Annotated in this window: 18 protein-coding genes; 17 read left to right on the top strand and 1 reads right to left on the bottom strand. The window is 66.6% G+C overall.

The features are described 5' to 3' along the window. Positions 1-26 precede the first annotated feature (26 nt). The 3 genes from rplK (at position 27) to ON34_RS25015 (ending at position 1888) form a co-directional block, all read left to right on the top strand. Positions 27-461 (top strand): 50S ribosomal protein L11, encoded by a 435-nt coding sequence (rplK, locus tag ON34_RS25025; protein WP_040783829.1) that lies wholly within the window; start codon positions 27-29, stop codon positions 459-461. A gap of 75 nt (positions 462-536) precedes the next feature. Next, entirely contained in the window at positions 537-1250 is a 714-nt protein-coding gene (rplA, locus tag ON34_RS25020) for a 50S ribosomal protein L1 (RefSeq protein WP_040783827.1), read from the top strand. A gap of 98 nt (positions 1251-1348) precedes the next feature. Then, positions 1349-1888, top strand: coding sequence for an NADPH-dependent FMN reductase (locus tag ON34_RS25015; protein ID WP_040783825.1), 540 nt, complete (start codon positions 1349-1351; stop codon positions 1886-1888). A 107-nt stretch (positions 1889-1995) separates the two neighbouring features. Here the strand turns inward: ON34_RS25015 and ON34_RS25010 are convergent, their stop codons facing one another. Further along, positions 1996-3618, bottom strand: a complete 1623-nt coding sequence (locus ON34_RS25010; protein ID WP_245548182.1) for an MFS transporter — start codon at positions 3616-3618, stop codon at positions 1996-1998. A 446-nt stretch (positions 3619-4064) separates the two neighbouring features. On the opposite strand from ON34_RS25010, the gene rplJ reads away from it, so the two are divergent. The 14 genes from rplJ to rpoB form a co-directional block, all read left to right on the top strand. Further along, positions 4065-4604 carry a 50S ribosomal protein L10 gene (gene rplJ / locus ON34_RS25005; RefSeq protein ID WP_040783820.1) on the top strand — a complete coding sequence of 180 codons (540 nt, stop codon included), beginning with the start codon at positions 4065-4067 and terminating at the stop codon, positions 4602-4604. A gap of 54 nt (positions 4605-4658) precedes the next feature. Continuing rightward, on the top strand, positions 4659-5039 hold the full coding sequence (rplL, locus tag ON34_RS25000) for a 50S ribosomal protein L7/L12 (protein WP_040783817.1): 381 nt from the start codon (positions 4659-4661) through the stop codon (positions 5037-5039). A gap of 264 nt (positions 5040-5303) precedes the next feature. Then, on the top strand, positions 5304-6380 hold the full coding sequence (locus ON34_RS24995; protein WP_174372074.1) for an ABC transporter ATP-binding protein: 1077 nt from the start codon (positions 5304-5306) through the stop codon (positions 6378-6380). An 11-nt stretch (positions 6381-6391) separates the two neighbouring features. Next, the gene (locus ON34_RS24990) at positions 6392-7186 is read left to right on the top strand and encodes an MlaE family ABC transporter permease (RefSeq protein WP_051023076.1); all 795 of its coding nucleotides are present in this window, start codon (positions 6392-6394) and stop codon (positions 7184-7186) included. A 39-nt stretch (positions 7187-7225) separates the two neighbouring features. Continuing rightward, on the top strand, positions 7226-8053 hold the full coding sequence (locus tag ON34_RS24985; RefSeq protein ID WP_085997135.1) for an MlaE family ABC transporter permease: 828 nt from the start codon (positions 7226-7228) through the stop codon (positions 8051-8053). Next, complete coding sequence (locus ON34_RS24980; protein WP_040783812.1) at positions 8050-9402, top strand: MCE family protein; 1353 nt, start codon at positions 8050-8052, stop codon at positions 9400-9402. The genes ON34_RS24985 and ON34_RS24980 overlap by 4 nt, the downstream gene beginning before the upstream one ends. Next, the gene (locus ON34_RS24975) at positions 9399-10475 is read left to right on the top strand and encodes an MCE family protein (RefSeq protein WP_174372073.1); all 1077 of its coding nucleotides are present in this window, start codon (positions 9399-9401) and stop codon (positions 10473-10475) included. Before ON34_RS24980 ends, ON34_RS24975 begins: the two co-directional genes overlap by 4 nt. Further along, complete coding sequence (locus tag ON34_RS24970; protein WP_040783810.1) at positions 10475-11485, top strand: MCE family protein; 1011 nt, start codon at positions 10475-10477, stop codon at positions 11483-11485. Before ON34_RS24975 ends, ON34_RS24970 begins: the two co-directional genes overlap by 1 nt. Positions 11486-11522: 37 nt before the next feature. After that, a complete protein-coding gene (locus tag ON34_RS24965) occupies positions 11523-12755 on the top strand; it encodes an MCE family protein (RefSeq protein WP_040784174.1) in 1233 nt (410 codons plus the stop codon). Further along, positions 12752-14017 carry an MCE family protein gene (locus ON34_RS24960; protein WP_373291978.1) on the top strand — a complete coding sequence of 422 codons (1266 nt, stop codon included), beginning with the start codon at positions 12752-12754 and terminating at the stop codon, positions 14015-14017. The genes ON34_RS24965 and ON34_RS24960 overlap by 4 nt, the downstream gene beginning before the upstream one ends. Further along, a complete protein-coding gene (locus ON34_RS24955; RefSeq protein WP_040783808.1) occupies positions 14014-15255 on the top strand; it encodes an MCE family protein in 1242 nt (413 codons plus the stop codon). Before ON34_RS24960 ends, ON34_RS24955 begins: the two co-directional genes overlap by 4 nt. Positions 15256-15284: 29 nt before the next feature. Continuing rightward, positions 15285-16001 carry a hypothetical protein gene (locus ON34_RS24950; RefSeq protein ID WP_174372072.1) on the top strand — a complete coding sequence of 239 codons (717 nt, stop codon included), beginning with the start codon at positions 15285-15287 and terminating at the stop codon, positions 15999-16001. A 10-nt stretch (positions 16002-16011) separates the two neighbouring features. Next, positions 16012-16749, top strand: coding sequence for a hypothetical protein (locus ON34_RS24945; RefSeq protein ID WP_040783805.1), 738 nt, complete (start codon positions 16012-16014; stop codon positions 16747-16749). Positions 16750-17160: 411 nt separating this feature from the next. Further along, the coding region (rpoB, locus tag ON34_RS24940; protein ID WP_040784170.1) for a DNA-directed RNA polymerase subunit beta at positions 17161-19231 on the top strand (2071 nt) is incomplete at its 3' end.

The following is a 19231-nucleotide window of genomic DNA, read 5'->3' as shown; positions in this document are numbered from 1 at the left end:
GGACACCAAACCCCTAGGAAAGAAAGATGCCCCCCAAGAAGAAGAAGCTCGCCGGGATCATCAAGCTTCAGATCCAGGCCGGCCAGGCGAACCCGGCCCCTCCGGTCGGCCCCGCGCTCGGTCAGCACGGCGTCAACATCATGGAGTTCTGCAAGGCGTACAACGCCGCGACCGAGTCGCAGCGTGGCAACGTCATCCCGGTCGAGATCTCGGTGTACGAGGATCGGTCCTTCGACTTCAAGCTGAAGACCCCGCCCGCCGCCAAGCTGCTGCTCAAGGCCGCCGGCGTGCAGAAGGGCTCGGCCGAGCCGCACCGCAACAAGGTCGCCAAGGTGACCATGGACCAGGTGCGCGAGATCGCCAAGACCAAGCAGGAAGATCTGAACGCCAACGATCTCGATCAGGCGGCCAAGATCATCGCGGGTACCGCGCGTTCGATGGGCATCACCATCGAGGGCTGAGCGCACTCGCCGCATGGTGGGAGGGCCGGCCAGGCCCGATAACCACGTCTGAACCACACACAAGGACAGAGAATCATGGCAAAACGAAGCAAGGCATACCTCGCCGCGGCCGAGAAGGTCGATCGCACCAAGCTCTACTCCCCGCTGGCCGCCGCGCGCCTGGCGAAGGAGACCGCCACCACCAAGACCGACGCGACCGTCGAGGTCGCCGTGCGTCTCGGTGTGGACCCCCGCAAGGCTGACCAGATGGTCCGCGGCACCGTCAACCTGCCGCACGGCACCGGTAAGACCGCCCGCGTCATCGTGTTCGCGGCGGGCGAGAAGGCCGCCGAGGCCGAGGCCGCCGGCGCGGACGCCGTCGGCGCCGAGGACCTGATCGAGCGGATCCAGGGCGGCTGGCTGGACTTCGACGCCGCGATCGCCACCCCGGACCAGATGGCCAAGGTCGGTCGCATCGCGCGTGTCCTCGGCCCGCGCGGTCTGATGCCGAACCCGAAGACGGGCACGGTCACCACCGACGTGACCAAGGCCGTCAACGACATCAAGGGCGGCAAGATCAACTTCCGCGTCGACAAGCAGGCCAACCTGCACTTCGTCATCGGCAAGGCGTCCTTCGACGACACCAAGCTGGTGGAGAACTACGGCGCCGCGCTGGACGAGATCCTGCGCGCCAAGCCGTCGACCGCCAAGGGCCGCTACGTCAAGAAGGTGACGGTCTCGACGAACACCGGACCGGGCATCCCGGTGGACCCGAACCGCACCCGCAACCTCCTCGACGAGGACGCGTAAGCAGCACCTGAGCACCACCGTGGTGGCGGGAACGCGTTTCGCGTTCCCGCCATCGCTGTTTCCGGACTAATTCGCCCGGCACCGTGGTTGGGTTCGATGTGACAGTCGTCCTGTTGATATCCGGCAGCACTCGCGCCGCGTCCACCAATTCCGCCGCATTGCGCACGGTCTCGGCGATCGCCCAGGACGGGATCAGAACCCGGTGGTACGACGGCCTCGCGGCATTGCCCGCTTTCAACCCGGACGACGACGGCTCGGCGCATCCGCCGGTTCTCGCACTGCGGGAACAGCTCTCGGGATCGGATGCGGTCCTGTTCTGCACTCCGGAATACGCGGGCACGCTGCCAGGCAGTCTGAAGAACCTGCTCGACTGGACAGTGGGCACCGGTGACCTCTACGAGAAGCCGGTCGCGTGGATCACGGTCGCGCCGCACGGCCGGGGCGACGGCGCGTCCGCGACGCTGCGCAGCGTGCTCGGGTACGTAGGCGCCGACATCGATCTCGACGCCTGCGTGCGCCTGCCGGTGCTTCGCGAGGACGTCGGACCGGACGGACTGATCGCCGACGCCGAATTCCGGTCCGGTGCGTCCGCGGTGCTGCGCCGACTCGTCCGGCATGCGCAGCGCGCAACGTCCTGAGAACGCCACGCGCCGGTACACGGACGGGCGATCCGTGTACCGGCGCCCCGCCGCCCGTATCCAGCCCAGGCGCGGCATCCTGGGCCGGCGGCGGTGTCCAGTCGGCGCTATCGCGCCGGATCCTCCTGCGGCTCCGCGGATTTCCGCCATCCGAGCAGGACGGAATCGCGGTCCTGCACGCCCCAGGGCAGGAAGATCGCTACGAGGACCGCGCACCCGACGACCGCGCTCGCGGCCACCAGCGACGCGGCATGCGAACCCTGGAGCATCGCGGTCTTCATGGCGATGATCAAGTTCTCCCGCTGGGTCTCGAAGAACGGCGCCAGCGGTCGTTTACGCATTTCGATGACGCTGAGCAGGCTGGCTTTCACCAGGCCCTTCTCGGTGTCGTTCATCAGCCCGGCCGGTACCGCATCGATGCGCGGCCCGATCCGGGTGCTGTAGTACGAGGCCACGATCGAGCCGAGCACGGCGACGCCGAGCGTGCCGCCGATCTCGCGGGTGGTGTCGTTGACCGCCGACCCGGCGCCCGCCTCGTTCAGCGGGAGCGAGCCCATGATGGATTCGGTGGCCGGGCCCTGCACGATGGCCAGGCCGAGCGCCATCGAGACCATGGACGGCAGCACATCGGTCAGATAGGCGCTGTCCACGGTCACCTGTCCACCGAGATACAGGCCGAGACCGGTCAACAGCAGACCGAACACGATGACGGACGTGGTGCCGAGCCGCTGTGCGAGCAGCGTGGCGATCGGCGCGCCGAGCGCCACCGAGAAGGCGAAAGGCAAAGAGGCGATGCCGAATTCGAGCGGCGTGTACTCCCGGACACCTTGAAAGTACTGGGTGATCAAGAAGAGGAATCCGAACATCGAGAAATAGCAGACCGCGATGGCCAACGCGGGCATCGAGAAACGACGGTTGCGGAACAGTCGCATATCGAGAATCGGTGCGGCCACGCGTAATTCCCACGCGACGAATGCGGCGATCAGCGTGACGCCGAACGCACCGACGCCGAGTGTGGTCGCCGACAGCCAGCCATGGCGCGGCGCTTCGATAATCGACCAGACCACCAGCGTGATGCCCGCGATGGACAGCGCGATGCCGGGCACATCGAGCCGCCCCACCCGATCCGAGCGCGACTCGGGCACCCAGATCAGCGTGGCGGCGAAGGCGATGAGCGCCGCGGGCACGTTGATCCAGAACACCGCGTGCCAGGTGAAGTGCTCGAGCAGCCATCCGCCCGAGATCGGGCCGATGGCGATCGCGAAGCCCGCCATGGCCGTCCACGCGGCGATGGCGAGCGCGCGCTCCCTGCGGTCGGTGAAGAGGTTGATGATCAGGGCGAGCGTCGCGGGGAAGACGGCGGCGGCGAAGACGCCCATGGCGGCGCGTGCCGCGATGACCGCTCCCATGGAGTTCGACAGCGCGCCGCCGATGGACATGACGGCGACCCCGATCAGGCCGATCATCATGACGCGGCGGCGGCCATAGCGATCACCGAGGTTGCCGAAGGCCAGCAAGAGCCCGGCGAAGCTCAGCGTGTACGCGTCGACGACCCATTGCAGGCCGCTGATGCCGGTGCCGAGTTCGACGCCCAGGGAGGGCAGCGCCACGTTGACGATGGTGTTGTCCAGGACGACCAGCAGTTCCGCCAGGCAGATCACGGCCAGAGCGACGAAGCGCGCGGTACGTCGTTCCAGCAGCATCGGTGGATCGACTATGGAGGTTGCCATAGCCCGAAGCCTAGGCAGTAAATGTCACTCGGAGTAACATATTCTTGGGCGATCTTCGCCACAGCCAAGAGGAAATGTGATGCCGGGCACAGTTATGCAAGTGTGGCGGGGTAGTGATTCGCTCCGCGCGGGGGCCGTTTTGGCAGATGGGAACCCGTCCGGGTACATTGGACTGCAGTTATCGACACGTTCGATCGCTACCCAATCCGTTCTACCGAAGACCGTTGGTCGCCGATCCCGCATGGGTTCGGTCGAAGGTCCGGCGACATTGCCGGCGGCCCACGCAGGGAGAGCCGAGGCTGGGAATTGATCCGGTGCGCGCAAGCGCCTCCCGGACCGGTTTTCTGTTGCGCCCCGGAACGCTCTGCGTTCGGGGCGTTTGTTTTGTCGCCGACCCTGATCGGTAGTTCGCGTGTACGAACCGACCATCAGAGAGGAGGCGAAGTATGGCAAAACCCGAGAAGGTCACCGCGGTCGCGGAGATCGCGGAGCAGTTCAGGAGCTCGACGGCCACCGTCGTCACGGAATACCGTGGCCTGTCGGTCGGCAAGCTCACCGAGCTGCGGCGCGCGCTCGGCGCCGACGCCACGTACTCCGTCGCCAAGAACACCCTGGTCAAGCGGGCTGCCGCCGAGGCGGGCGTGGAAGGCCTCGACGATCTTTTCGTCGGCCCTACCGCGATCACCTTCATCAGCGGTGAGCCGGTCAACGCGGCCAAGGCGCTGAAGACCTTCGCGAAGGACAACAAGGCGCTCGTCATCAAGGGCGGCTACATGGACGGTGCTCCGCTGTCCGTGTCCGAGGTCGAGCGCATCGCCGACCTGGAGACCCGCGAGGTCCTGCTGGCCAAGCTCGCCGGCGCCCTGAAGGGCAATCTGGCGAAGGCCGCCGGTCTGTTCAACGCTCCCGCTTCGCAGGTGGCCCGCCTGGCCGCCGCGCTGCAGGAGAAGAAGCAGGCCGAAGAGGGCGGAACTGCCGCCGAGTAAACCCGTGCGGCACGACTCGCCCGCATAGACATCACTACCGAAAGGAACACAACAATGGCCAACGTTGACGAACTGCTCGAGGTCTTCGGCAACATGACTCTGCTCGAGCTGTCGGACTTCGTGAAGAAGTTCGAGGAGAAGTTCGAGGTCACCGCCGCCGCTCCGGTCGCGGTCGCCGCCGTGGGTGGTGCCGCCGCTCCGGCCGAGGCCGTCGAGGAGCAGGACGAGTTCGACGTCATCCTCGAGGGTGCCGGCGACAAGAAGATCCAGGTCATCAAGGTGGTCCGCGAGATCGTCTCCGGCCTGGGCCTGAAGGAAGCCAAGGACCTGGTCGAGAGCGCCCCGAAGCCGATCCTGGAGAAGGTCGCCAAGGAAGCCGCCGAGGCTGCCAAGGCGAAGCTGGAAGAGGCCGGCGCGAAGGTCGCGGTCAAGTAATTCCAGACCGAAACACACGAACGGGCGGTCCCAATGCGGGGCCGCCCGTTTGTAATTTTTCCGGAAATCTCTGCTCTTTTTTGGGACTCGGCATTGTTGCGGAATACAAACCGCTTTGCGGAGTTACTCTTCAGTCAAGTCGGGGGTGTGCCCCGTCTCTCTGATGGGTTACAGTGACCGCACCCACTGTGACGAGACACACCGCGAAGACCGAGCGCGCGGTTTTGCCGGTGGGTTGCTCGCTGAGAAATTGTGGAGGTTGGCGTGGGCGTCGAGGTCAGGACCGAGGGTGTAACCAAGTCCTTCGGTTCGCAGCGAATTTGGCAGGACGTGTCCCTGACGTTGCCGTCGGGCGAAGTGAGCGCGCTGCTCGGCCCGTCGGGCACCGGTAAGTCGGTATTCCTGAAGTCGCTGATCGGTCTCCTGCGCCCGGAGCGCGGCTCCATCTATATCGACGGCACGGATATCACCACCTGCTCCAACAAGGAGCTGTACGAGATTCGCAAGTTGTTCGGCGTGCTGTTCCAGGACGGCGCGCTGTTCGGTTCGATGAACCTGTTCGACAACGTGGCCTTCCCGCTGCGCGAGCACACCAAGAAGAGCGAATCCGAGATCAAGAAGATCGTGATGGAGAAGCTGGAGCTGACCGGTCTGCTCGGGGCCGAGGGCAAGCTGCCCGGCGAGATCTCCGGTGGTATGCGCAAACGCGCCGGGCTGGCCCGCGCCCTGGTGCTGGATCCGCAGATCATCCTCGTCGACGAGCCCGACTCGGGTCTGGACCCGGTGCGCACGTCCTATCTGAGCCAGCTGCTCATCGACATCAACGCGCAGATCGACGCCACGATCCTGATCGTCACGCACAACATCAACCTGGCCCGTACGGTGCCGGACAACATCGGCATGCTCTTCCGCCGCCAGTTGGTCATGTTCGGCCCCAGGGAGGTGTTGCTGACCTCGGAGGAGCCGGTGGTCAAGCAGTTCCTCAACGGCCGGATGATCGGCCCGATCGGCATGTCCGAGGAGAAGGACGAGGCCCAGATGGCGCGCGAGCAGGCGCTCGTCGACGCCGGGCACCACCACGGTGGCGCCGAGGAGGTCGAGGGGATCATTCCGCAGATGCGCGCCACGCCGGGCATGCCGGTGCGTCAGGCGGTGCTGCGGCGTAAAGAGCGCGTCCGGGAGATCATGCACACCTTGCCGCACGCGGCTCAAGTCGCGATTCGCGAATCACTTGCCGAGAACGACGATACGCAGGTGATGGCGTATAACAGCGGCGACCTGGCGAATTATCCAGGCGGCGCGTACGACGCCACCGCTCGACACAACACAACTAACGGGTAACATCTGCGATCGTGAATTCCACCCTGGCGCGATTGCGTACTCCACTGGAGTCGGGGTTTGCCCAGGCCGGCAACATCTTTGCGCTGTTCATCGACGTCCTTCGCAAGACATTCCGCCGGCCCTTCGAGTGGCGGGAGTTCATCGAGCAATCGTGGTTCATCGCGAGTGTTTCGATCCTGCCCAGCGCACTGGTCGCGATTCCGTTCGGTGCGGTCGTGGCATTGCAAACCGGCTCTCTGATCAAACAACTCGGCGCCGAGTCCTTCACCGGCGCGACGAGTGTGCTGGCTACCGTTCAGCAGGCGGCTCCGGTCGTCACGGCGCTGATCATCGCGGGCGCCGCCGGGTCGGCGGTGGCCGCCGATCTCGGCTCACGCACCATCCGCGAGGAAATCGACGCCATGGAGGTGCTCGGCGTCGATCCGGTGCGCAAGCTCGTCGTCCCGCGCGTGCTCGGCATGATGCTGGTGGCGTTGCTGCTCAACGGCCTGGTGTCGGTGGTCGGCATCGCGGGCGGCTATTTCTTCAACGTGCTGCTGCAAGGCGGAACGCCCGGCGCCTACCTGGCGTCGTTCTCCGCGCTCGCTCAGCTGCCGGACCTGTGGATCGGCGAGATCAAGGCAGCGGTGTTCGGCCTCATCGCCGGTGTGATCGCCGCGTACAAGGGGTTGCATCCCAAAGGGGGTCCGAAAGGAGTCGGTGACGCGGTGAACCAATCCGTGGTGATCACGTTCATGGTGCTGTTCTTCGTGAATCTCATCCTGACCCTGGTGTACCTGCAAGTCGTCCCAGCCAAGGGTTCCTGATCGATGGCCACGTCATACCGCACCCCAGTCGCAAGGTCGATGCGCCGGGCGGGGGAAGTAATCCGCATGCCGCTGAACGTCATCGATCGCGCGGGCGACCAGATGTCGTTCTACTCCCGGGCCATCGCCTGGATTCCGCGCACCGCCGTGCACTACCGCAAGGAGGTCATGCGGCTGCTGGCCGAAGTCACCTTCGGCACCGGCGCGCTCGCGGTGATCGGCGGAACCATCGGCGTCATCGTGTTCATGTCCGGTTCGGTCGGCGTCGTCGTCGGCCTGCAGGGCTTCAAGGCGCTCGACGCACTCGGCAGCTCCGCGCTCACCGGCTTCCTCACCGCCTACATCAACACCCGCGAGATCGCACCGCTGGTCGCGGCACTGGCGCTGTCGGCGACGGTCGGCTGCGGTTTCACCGCGCAGCTGGGCGCCATGCGGATCTCCGAGGAGATCGACGCGCTCGAGGTGATGGCGGTGCCCGGCATCCCGTTCCTGGTCACCAGCCGCGTGATCGCCGGATTCCTCGCGGTGATCCCGCTGTACATCGTCGGCCTGCTCGGCACGTTCCTGGCTTCTCGAATGGTCAGCATCTGGTTCAACGGGCAGTCCAGCGGGTCCTATGACCACTACTTCAATCTGTTCCTGCCACCGGAGGACGTGCTCTACTCGTTCCTCAAGGTGCTGGTCTTCGCCTTCGTGATCATCATGGTGCACTGCTACTACGGCTTCCATGCCACCGGCGGACCCGCTGGTGTCGGCGTCGCGGTCGGGCGCGCGGTCCGCGCCGCGATCGTGCTGGTGAACATCCTCGACTTCTTCCTCAGCCTCGCGATCTGGGGCACCACGACGACGGTGCGGGTGGCCGGATGAGCCGCGGGACACAGACCTGGCGTTCGACCGAGAAGGTGCGCGTCAGGGCGCTCGGCATCGCGTTCTTCGCCGTGGTGGCGCTGTTCCTGTGGACCACGGTCGCGATCTACGACAAGCAGTTCGTGCGAAGCGTGCAGGTTGATCTGATCACCGACACCGTGGGCAACGCGCTGACCCGCAACGCGGACGTGAAGGCCCGCGGCGTCACCGTCGGCGAGGTGCGCTCGAGCCGTTACGAGGGTGGTGAGGTGACGTTGCGCCTGGCCATCGATCCGGACAAGGCGCAACGGATTCCGGTCAACGCGACCGCGCGGCTGCTGCCCAAGACGCTGTTCGGTGAGCGCTACGTGGACCTGGTGATCCCGGAGGACCCGAGTCCGCGGCACCTGACCGACGGCGTGACGCTGCACCAGGACGTCAGCGGCAACGCCATAGAGCTGAGCAAGCTGCTCGACGACCTGCTGCCGCTGCTGCAGGCGATTCCGCCGCAGGATCTCGCCGCCACTCTGGGCGCGTTGTCCCAGGCGCTGGCCGGTCAGGGCACCACGCTCGGCCAGACCGTTGACAAGCTGGACGAGGTCTTCCGCCAGGTCAACGGCGTGCTCCCCGATCTGCGAGCCGACCTGCGCAGTTTCGCCGAGGTCGCCGCCACGTACTCCGACGCGGCCCCGCAGCTGATCCAGGCGCTGGACAACCTGCGCACCACCAACGCGACGATCGTGCAGCGGCGCACCGACATCGATGTGCTCTACGCGACGCTGACGCCGTCGTCGGCGACCACCACGGAGTTCCTGGTCGCCAACCGCGACAACATCATCGACGTGGCCGCCGACTCGCGTCCGGCGCTGGAACAGCTGGCCTACTACTCGCCGAACTACGCCTGCTCGCTGGCGAACTTCGCGCAGTTGAAGCCGCGCATCGACAAGATCTTCGGCAAGGGCACCGATCGGCCCGGCTCCCGGGTCACCATCGAGCTGACCAACACTCGCGGCAAGTACCTGCCGAACCAGGACGAACCGCGCTGGCTGGACACCAGGGGACCGTGGTGCATCCCCGAGATGCCGTTGGGCGTCGACCCCGGCCAGTACACCGGAGGCCCGAACAACGACGGCTCCTACGCTGTGCCCAGCCGCAACCCCGGTGACCAGGAGATCGGCAAGCTGGAGCCGCCGCAGTTCGGCGTCTATCCGGCGAGCAAGATGCCCACGATCGCGGGCTCGCCGATGGAGCGGCAGTCGCTCGGCGCGATCTACGGCGCGGCCACTGGCGTCGCGCCGGATCAGGTGCCGGGCTGGGTGACCAGGGCCGGTGCGCCCGCGTTCCGCGGAAGCGAGGTGAGCGTGCGATGAGGCAGCCGTTGCGTGGCCTGGGCGCACCGTTGGCCAAGCTGATCATCTTCGTGGTGGTGACCTTGTTCGTGACCACCATGCTCGGGTTGTCGATCGCCAACTACAGCCGCGGCGGGACCGGGTTCAAGGCCAGGTTCACCGACGTCACCGCGCTCAATCGCGGTGACGAGGTGCGCATCGCCGGGGTGCGGGTCGGCAAGGTCACCGATGTGCGGATCGTGGACAAGCGCCTGGCCGAGGTGAAGTTCGACCTCACCGACCGGGACTGGTTGCCCGCCTCGACCACCGCGACGATCAGGTACCGCAACCTGGTCGGCCAGCGCTACATCGCCTTGGAACAGGGGACCGGGGCGCAGGGCCGCAAGCTGACCGAGGGCGCCACCATCCCGCTGGAGCGCACCAAGCCCGCGTTGAATCTCACCACCCTGTTCAACGGCTTCCGTCCGCTGTTCCGCACGCTGACCGCCGAGGACGTGAACAAGCTTTCCTTCGAGATCATCCAGGTCTTCCAGGGCGAGCAGGGCACCATCCACGACCTGGTGGCGACCACGGCGAATCTGACCAACAAGATCGCGGACAAGGACGCCGTGATCGGTGAGCTGACCCGCAACCTGACCGCCGTGCTGGACACGGTCAACCAGCGCGACGACCAGTTCGACCAGTTGATCGTGAACACCGAGGCGCTGATCAGCGGCTTGGCCGCCGAACGCGACACCATCGGGCGGTCGGTGACCTCGCTCGCCGACCTGACCTCGGCCACGTCCGATCTGCTGGTGCCGGTCCGCCCGACGCTGCAGGGCTCGATCGCGGGCCTGAGCCAGCTGACCGGCACCCTCGACGAACGCCAGGACGATGTGAACGAAGCGCTGTACAACCTGCCGATCAAGATGGAGAAACTCGGCCGCGTCGGTAGCTACGGCTCCTGGTTCCAGTTCTATCTGTGTGGCATCGATATCGTCGTCGGTCCGGGCGCGGTCGACGCGCCGCAGCTCAACCTGCCCGCCGGCCTGCCGACGATCAACCAGCCGCTGTACACCAACGCGGCGCCGCGCTGCCAGGGGAAGGCTCGCTGATGGAAGATCGCAACCTACTCGGCAAACGCAGCCCGGCGTTCATGGGCGTGCTCGGCGTCGCCATCGTGCTCCTGGTGACGGTGTCGGCGTTCTTCCTGGACCGGCTGCCCATCATCGGGGCGGGCACCAAGTACACCGCGGAGTTCACCGAGGCCGCGGGCCTGAAGAAGGGCAACGAAGTCCGGATCGCGGGCGTCAAGGTCGGTTCGGTGTCCGATGTCCGGCTCGACGGCGACCGCGTCGTCGTGGACTTCCGCACCCAGGACGCGTGGATCGGCAACGAGACCACCGCGTCCATCCAGATCAAGACCCTGCTCGGGCAGAAGTACCTGGCGCTGGACCCGAGAGGGTCGAAGCCCGCCGACCCGGACACGCGAATCCCGCTGTCGCGCACCGTCTCTCCGTACGACGTGGTGGACGCGTTCACCGACGCGGCCCGCAATATCGATCAGATCGACACCGCGCAGCTGGCCACCAGCATGCGGGTGCTGTCGGAGGCGTTCGCGACGACACCGCCGGAGATCCGCGGGTCCATCGACGGTGTGGCCCGGCTGTCGGAGACACTCGCCAAACGCGACCAGGAGCTGAAGAAGCTGTTCGCCGCGACCAGGCAGACCACGCAGATCCTCGCCGACCGCAACGCCGAGTTCGAGCGGCTGCTGGCCTCGGGCGGTCAGCTGCTCGCCGAGCTGAACATCCGCCAGCGGTCCATCGCTCAGCTGCTGGACGGAGCCAGGACGGTGTCGGCCGAGCTGACCGCGCTGGTACATGACAACGAGGAGCAGATCGGGCCCGCGCTGACCAACCTGCGCGCCTCGATCGACCTGCTCAACGCCAACCAGCAGAACATCTCCAAGACACTGGAGTTGGCGGCGCCCTTCTACGGCCTCTACGCCAACGTGCTCGGCACCGGCCGCTGGTTCGACGCGGTGATCGTCAACCTGGTGCCGCCCGCGCTGCCCGAGATTCCCGGCAACCGTCCGCCGGTCCGCACCCTGGGAGGTAACTGACGTGGCGGAGAACTGGCGCAGCGATCCCGTCGGCGCGGTGCGCGATTCCAGCCGGGGCGCCAAGGTGGCCATCGCGTTGGTCGTCGTCGTCGCCGTACTGCTGGCCGGGGTGCTGTGGTGGCTGTTCAACCGGCTGACCACCACCAAGATCACCGCGTACTTCGATCGCTCGGTCGGCATCTACGAAGGCTCGGACGTGCGCATTCTCGGTGTGCCGGTCGGTTCGGTGGATTCGGTGGAGCCGCAGGGCGATCAGGTCAAGATCGTCATGAGCGTGGATCGCAAGTACGACGTGCCCGCGGGCGCGCGGGCCGCGCAGATCACGCCGTCGATCGTGTCCGACCGCTACATCCAGCTGACCCCGGTCTACACGGACGGACCGAAGATGCCGCGCAACGGGACCATCCCGCGCGACCGCACGGTCACCCCGGTCGAAGTGGACGAGCTGTACAAGAGCATCACCGAGCTGTCGGACGCGCTCGGTCCCAAGGGGGCCAACGCCGATGGCGCGGTGAACGACCTGGTGCGCACCGGCGCCGCGAACCTGGCAGGCAACGGCGAGGCGCTGGCCAACAGCCTCACCCAGTTGTCCCGGGCGGCGCGGTACCTGTCGGACGCTCGCGGGGACATCTTCGACACGGTCAAGAATCTGCAAGCCTTCGTCACCATGCTGGCCCAGAACGACCAGCAGGTGCGGCAGTTCAACGTCCAGTTGGCCGACCTGTCCACGTTCCTGGCCAACGAACGCGAAGATCTCGGCGCCGCATTGCATCTGCTGTCGATCGCCCTGGGTGACGTCGCTCGCTTCATCGACGACAACCGGGATCTGATCGCGAGCAACGCCGAAGGGTTGACCACGCTCACCAAGACATTGGCCGATCAACGCAACGACCTGGCCGCCCTGCTTCCGGTGCTGCCGCTGGCGCTGAGCAATCTGATCAACGTGCACAACGCCGAATCCGGCACGCTCGACATGCGCGCCAACTTCACCGACCTGCAGGACCCGTTCGGCGTGGTCTGCAAGATGCTCGATCTGTCCAAGCTGATGCCGGGCGACCCCAAGTTCGAGGCGCTCGGCAGGCAGATGCGGCCGATTCTCGACCACTGCAAGGACATCACCGACCAGATCACCGCCGGAGTGAAGACCCCGACGCTGAACCTGCCGTTCGGCATTCTCAGCGGCGAGAACCAGCAGCGTGACCCCGTGCCGGGCACGGTGCCCGGTACCGAGTCGGACCGGCTTCCGCCGTCGCAGGGAGGGGACCGATGACCGCTCGAATCCGTTCCGTCACCCGGGGTATGGGCGCCGCGCTGGCGCTGGGCTTGTCGGCCGCGCTGGTCACTTCGTGCGCCGCCGACGGCATCTACAGCGTCCCGCTGCCCGGTGGCGCCGATGTCGGCGAGCACCCGATACACATCGACATCCAGTTCGACGACGTGCTCGACTTGGTGCCGCAGTCGGCGGTCAAGGTCGACGGCGTGCCGGTGGGCCGGGTCGAGGAGATCACCATCGGCAAGGATCAGTGGACCGCGACCGTGCGCACCGTGGTGCAGTCGTCGGTGGACCTGCCCGCGAACGCGCGCGCCGAGGTCAGGCAGTCGAATCTGCTCGGTGAGAAGTTCATCGAGCTGTCCCGGCCCGCCGCCGACCCGGACTCGCGCCGCCTGAGCAACGGCTCGGTGATCCCGATCGACCGCACCAGGCACGCCACCGAGATCGAGCAGGTGCTCGGCGCGCTGTCGCTGCTGCTCAACGGCGGCGGCGTCGCGCAGTTGCAGCCGATCGTCACCGAGTTGAACAAGACCTTCGGTGGGCGCGAGGATCGCGTGCGCTCGCTGATCGAACAGGCGAACACGCTGATCAACGGCCTGAACGACCAGGTGGACGACATCACGAGGGCGCTGGACGGCCTCGATGTGCTCAGCAGCAGGGTCAGCACGCAGACCGAGCAGATCGGCAAGATCCTCGAGCAGCTGCCCCAGGGCATCAAGATCCTGGAAGAGCAGCGACCGCAACTGATCGGCCTGCTCGCGCAGCTGGACCGGCTCGGCCAAGCCGGTTTCGACGTGCTGAACACCTCGAAGGACGACTTGATCCGCGACCTCACCTCGCTGCGGCCCACGCTGCAGGAACTCGGACGCTCGGCGCCGGATCTGGTGAGCGCGTTCCCGCTGATCCCGACCTATCCGTTCCCCGACTCCGCGCTGGAGAGCACCTTCGGCGGTCAGGTCAACACCTGGTTGTCGGTGGACCAGCAGATCGGCGTCACGCTCAGCAATCTCGGCGTGGGCAAGCCGGATCCGGTCTACATCCCGCCGGTCGGTCCGCCGGTACCGGTGAACCCGACGAACCCGTACTACGGCGGCAACGGCCCGCGGCCGGGCTGGCCGACGGTGTCGATCCTGCCGCTGCCGCCGCTCATGGCGCAGCCGCCCGCGCCGGGCGTGCCCGCGGGTCCGGTCGGGGCGATCCTCGAACAACTCGGGGTGGGCGGCGGGACACAACAGAGCGTAGGGAGTGGTCCGCGGTGACGCGTCTGGTCCGGTGGCAGCTGATCACGTTCGTGGTGATCGCGGTGCTCGGTGTGGTCTTCGTCGGCGCCAAGTACATCCGGCTCGACCAGATGTTCGGCTTCGGCCAGTACACGGTGAAGGTGCAGGCCGAGCAGACCGGCGGTCTCTACAAAGGCGCCGAGGTGACCTACCGTGGCGTTCCGGTCGGCCGGGTCGGCGAGCTCGAGCTCACCGACGACGGCGTGGTGATGAACCTGATCATCGATTCGAGTTCGCCCGATATCCCGGCCTCGGCGAAAGCCGTGGTCGCCAACCGATCCGCGATCGGTGAGCAGTACCTGGATCTGCAACCCACCTCCGATCAGGGTCCGTATCTGCACGACAACTCGGTGATCACCACGGTGACCACGCCGATTCCGGTGGAGAAGCTGGTGGCCAGTGTGGACAACTTCACCCGGTCGGTGGATCTGAACGCGCTCAACACCACGGTGCGCGAACTCGGCAAGGCGTTCGACGGCAAGGGCGACGATCTGCAGGTGCTGATCGAATCGCTGAACCAGTTCACCGAGACCTTCCACGCGACGCTGCCGCAGACCATCCAGCTGATCCAGGACGGCAAGATCGCGCTCGGCACCCAGGCCGAGCAGTCCGCCGCCATCCGCGAGTTCAGCGACGGTCTGGACAAGCTCACCGCTCAGTTGCGCTCCAGCGATCCCGACGTGCGCAGGCTGATCGGCACCGGAACCGACGCGGGTGAGCAGATCGGCGCGCTGATCAACGAGAGCGGCGGCGCGCTTACCCAGGACCTGGCGAACCTGCGCTCGACGCTGCAGACCATCTCGCCGAAGTTCTATGCCATACGACCGCTGCTGCAGTTCCTTCCGCAGCTGTCGGTCGGCGGGTCCTCCACCGCGCCCGGGGACGGCACCAGCCACTTCGGCTTGGTGCTGGAGACCAACAATCCGCCCGCCTGTACCGTGGGCTACGAGGGCACGTATCGGATCCTCGAACAGATGAAGGCGCAGAACCCGGATTTCGACGACACGCGCGACGAGTTCCCGTTCAACAAGGACGCCAAATGCCTTGTGCCCTTCGGTAATCCGACCGCGGTCCGGGGCGGCGAACGCGCCGAGCTCGCCGATCCCGCCATCGCGCAGCCCTGGGACAGCAATCCCAAGACCGATCCCGAAAAGCTGAACCTGACCCCGGTCGCCGTGCAGCTGTCGACCCTGCTGGGGGTCACGCCGAAGCGGTGACCAGGAGCAATGACGTTAGGGTGTCTCGCGTGAGTGATTCCGCGCAGAAAACGTCCGAGGCCGCGGAGGCCTCGGCGGAAACGACCGCGGAGCCGGTCGACGTGCCCGCCGCCGCATCCGCGCCGGACCGGGCCGGGGCCACCGCGCAGCGCTCCGCCGCCGTGCCGGTGCTCGGCAGGGTGGCGTTCCTCGGCTCGGCCGCGCTGCTGGTGGTCGCCCTGGTCGCCGCCGCGTGGTTCGGCACGGGCTGGGTCCGCGCCGCGCTCACCGACGGCCCGCGTGCCGACGCGCGCGACACCGCCTTGGACGCCGCACGCCAGGCCGCGCTGAACATGACCTCGATGAACCTCGACGACGTGCCCGGCTCGCTCGCCCTGGCCAGGTCGTCGATGACCGGCGCGCTGCTGGACTCGGCCACGAAGAACAAGGACCAGGCGGAGAAGCTGGCCCAGCAGAGCGGCGTCGCGATGACCTCGAAGGTGCTCGGCGCCGGGCTCACCTCGCTCAACAGCGAGCAGGACAAGGCGTCCGCGCTGGTCGTGCTGCAGGTGACCGAGAAGGCCAAGGACAAGCCGCCCGCGGAGTACCGCTACAGCTGGACCGTCGACGTGGCCAAGGACGGCGAGGTGTGGAAGGCCGAGCAGATCTCCTCGCTCGGCCAGCCGGTGCTGCTCAGTGGCGGCCCCGGCCAGCAGACGCCCGCGCCGGCGGGGGATCAGCCCGCCGCGCCGAAGCCGGGATCGTAGGAGGACTTCCATGACGTCTCGCCGACCGGTCAATCGGGTCACCTCCAAGCGTCGCCCGACCGCCGAACAGCCGTCGCGCACCACCCGGTCCGAGCGCACCGCGCCGGGCCGCAAACCACGCGTGGCGGGCGTTTCCCGGCCCGCCGCGGAATCCGGTGCCCGCAGCGCCGAGCAGCGCCCAGCGGAGAACGCCGGACTGGCGCGATTGCGCGGGATGGTGCCGTGGAAGGCGGACCGTCCGCAGCGCCGAGAGGCCGGACGTCCGCGCTGGGGTGTGGTCGCGGGATTGCTGGTCGCCGCGCTGTTGCTGGGCGGCTTCGCGTGGCTCGCCGCGCAGCGGCCCGGCGTGGACACCTCGAACCAGGCCTACGTGAACAACGAGGCCACCCAGGAGGTGCGCGCGGCCGCCGACCACGCGCTGCGGACCGTCTACGCCTACGACGTGAAGAACATCGACGGCTACCGGGACACCGCGAAGCAGGTGCTCACCGGCAAGATGCTCGCCGATCTGGACAAGTACGCCGCGACCACCATTTCGGCGGTCAAACAGGCGCAGACCAGCGCCGACGCCAAGGCGGACCCGATTGCCGTGACGTTGCTCACCGATGATCGCGCCGAGCTGCTCGTCAATCTGGTGGTGAGCGCCACCAAGGACGGCGTTGCGCAGCAGAGCGTCGCCGGTCCCGTCGTCCTGCACATGCAGAAGGTGGACGGTCGCTGGCTGGCCAGCGACATCGTCGACCAATGACGACCGGTGGATCGCCCGCGATAGCCCAGCGCGGCAGGCGATCTCGCTAGGGTCTCGGCCGGGCCTGCCACTTGACGAGTTTCGCCCGACCCGTCACGCTATTCACAACAGCGGCAGCTGTCAGGAGTGGCTTCCAGCGCATTGCGGCACCGGACGCGGCCAGCGAATTCGGCCCGGCGCGGCAGCCACGTGGAGGATCACGCGGGTGGTACTTTGACACCTCCGTGTACATGGGTGTAGGTTTGGACGTTGCGCTGGCTGCCTCCTGTCCATACCTCGATTTGCACACGTAAGTTCACCCTTCCGGTGTTACTTCCGTTGTTGCCTGTTCGAGTTTCGTTCGGGTCGTAACCAGCGGAATTCGTAGCAGACAAGCGACGGTCGCGGAAACCACCACGCGACGCGCGTGAGGTGCTGGAAGGACGCATCTTGGCAGTCTCCACCCAGACCAAGGCAGTTGCCGGAATCCCCGGAGCTCCATCCCGGGTGTCTTTCGCGAAGATCCGTGAGCCCTTGGAGGTGCCCGGACTTCTCGATCTACAAACGGAATCGTTCGCCTGGTTGATCGGTTCGCCGGATTGGCGCGAGCGTGCGGCCGCTCGCGGCGACGTCGGCCTAGTCGGTGGCCTCGAGGAGGTGCTCGAGGAGCTCTCCCCGATCGAGGACTTCTCCGGCTCCATGTCCCTGTCCTTCTCCGATCCGCGCTTCGAAGAGGTCAAGGCCTCGATCGATGAGTGCAAAGACAAGGACATGACCTACGCGGCTCCGCTGTTCGTCACGGCGGAGTTCATCAACAACAACACCGGTGAGATCAAGAGCCAGACGGTCTTCATGGGTGACTTCCCGATGATGACCGACAAGGGCACGTTCATCATCAACGGCACCGAGCGCGTCGTCGTCTCGCAGCTGGTGCGTTCGCCGGGCGTCTACTTCGACCACAGCGTCGACAAGGGCACGGAGAAGGACCTGCACAGCGTGCGCGTCATCCCGAGCCGCGGCGCGTGGCTGGAGTTCGACGTGGACAAGCGCGACACCGTGGGTGTGCGCATCGACCGCAAGCGTCGCCAGCCGGTCACGGTGCTGCTCAAGGCGCTGGGGTGGACCACAGAGGAGATCGTCGAGCGCTTCGGCTTCTCCGAGATCATGATGTCGACCCTGGAGAAGGACAACACCGCCGGCCAGGACGAGGCGCTGCTGGACATCTACCGCAAGCTGCGTCCGGGCGAGCCGCCGACCAAGGAGTCGGCGCAGACCCTGCTGGAGAACCTGTTCTTCAAGGAGAAGCGCTACGACCTGGCGCGCGTCGGTCGCTACAAGATCAACAAGAAGCTCGGCATCCACCTGGGCGAGCAGGTCGTCGGTTCGGTGCTGACGAAGGAAGACATCGTCAACACCATCGAGTACCTGGTCCGCCTGCACGCGGGCGACAAGACCATGACCGCCCCCGGTGGCGTCGAGGTGCCGGTGGAAGTGGACGACATCGACCACTTCGGCAACCGTCGCCTGCGCACCGTCGGCGAGCTGATCCAGAACCAGATCCGGGTCGGCCTCTCCCGCATGGAGCGCGTGGTCCGCGAGCGGATGACCACCCAGGACGTCGAGGCGATCACGCCGCAGACCCTGATCAACATCCGCCCGGTCGTGGCCGCGATCAAGGAGTTCTTCGGAACCTCCCAGCTGTCGCAGTTCATGGACCAGAACAACCCGCTGTCGGGCCTCACCCACAAGCGTCGCCTCTCGGCGCTCGGCCCTGGCGGTCTGTCCCGTGAGCGCGCCGGCCTCGAGGTCCGCGACGTGCACCCCTCGCACTACGGCCGCATGTGCCCGATCGAGACCCCGGAAGGCCCGAACATCGGCCTGATCGGCTCGCTGTCGGTGTACGCGCGGGTCAACCCGTTCGGCTTCATCGAGACGCCGTACCGCAGGGTCGTCGACGGCCGGGTCACCGACGAGGTGGTCTACCTGACCGCCGACGAAGAAGACCGCCACGTCCGCGCCCAGGCCAACTCGCCGGTCGGCCCGGACGGTCGCTTCCTCGAGGAGCGCGTGCTGTGCCGCCGCGGCAATGAGGAGAACGAGCTCGTCGCGCCCAGCGAGATCGACTTCATGGACGTTTCGCCGCGTCAGATGGTGTCGGTCGCGACCGCGATGATCCCGTTCCTCGAGCACGACGACGCCAACCGCGCTCTGATGGGCGCGAACATGCAGCGTCAGGCCGTGCCGCTGATCCGTTCCGAGGCGCCGATCGTCGGCACCGGTATGGAGCTGCGTGCCGCGGTGGACGCCGGTGATGTGGTGGTGAACGAGAAGGCCGGTGTGGTCGAGGAGGTTTCCGCCGACTACGTCACCGTCATGCACGACGACGGCACCCGCAAGTCCTACCGGATGCGGAAGTTCAACCGCTCCAACCAGGGCACCTGCTCCAACCAGCGTCCGATCGTGGACGAGGGTCAGCGCGTCGAGCAGGGGCAGGTGCTGGCCG

Source organism: Nocardia pneumoniae NBRC 100136, from assembly GCF_000308755.1.
In the GTDB taxonomy this organism is placed as follows: Bacteria; Actinomycetota; Actinomycetes; order Mycobacteriales; family Mycobacteriaceae; genus Nocardia; species Nocardia pneumoniae.
Note: the sequence above shows the minus strand (reverse complement) of the source record. Positions and strands in the feature narration are given on the sequence as shown.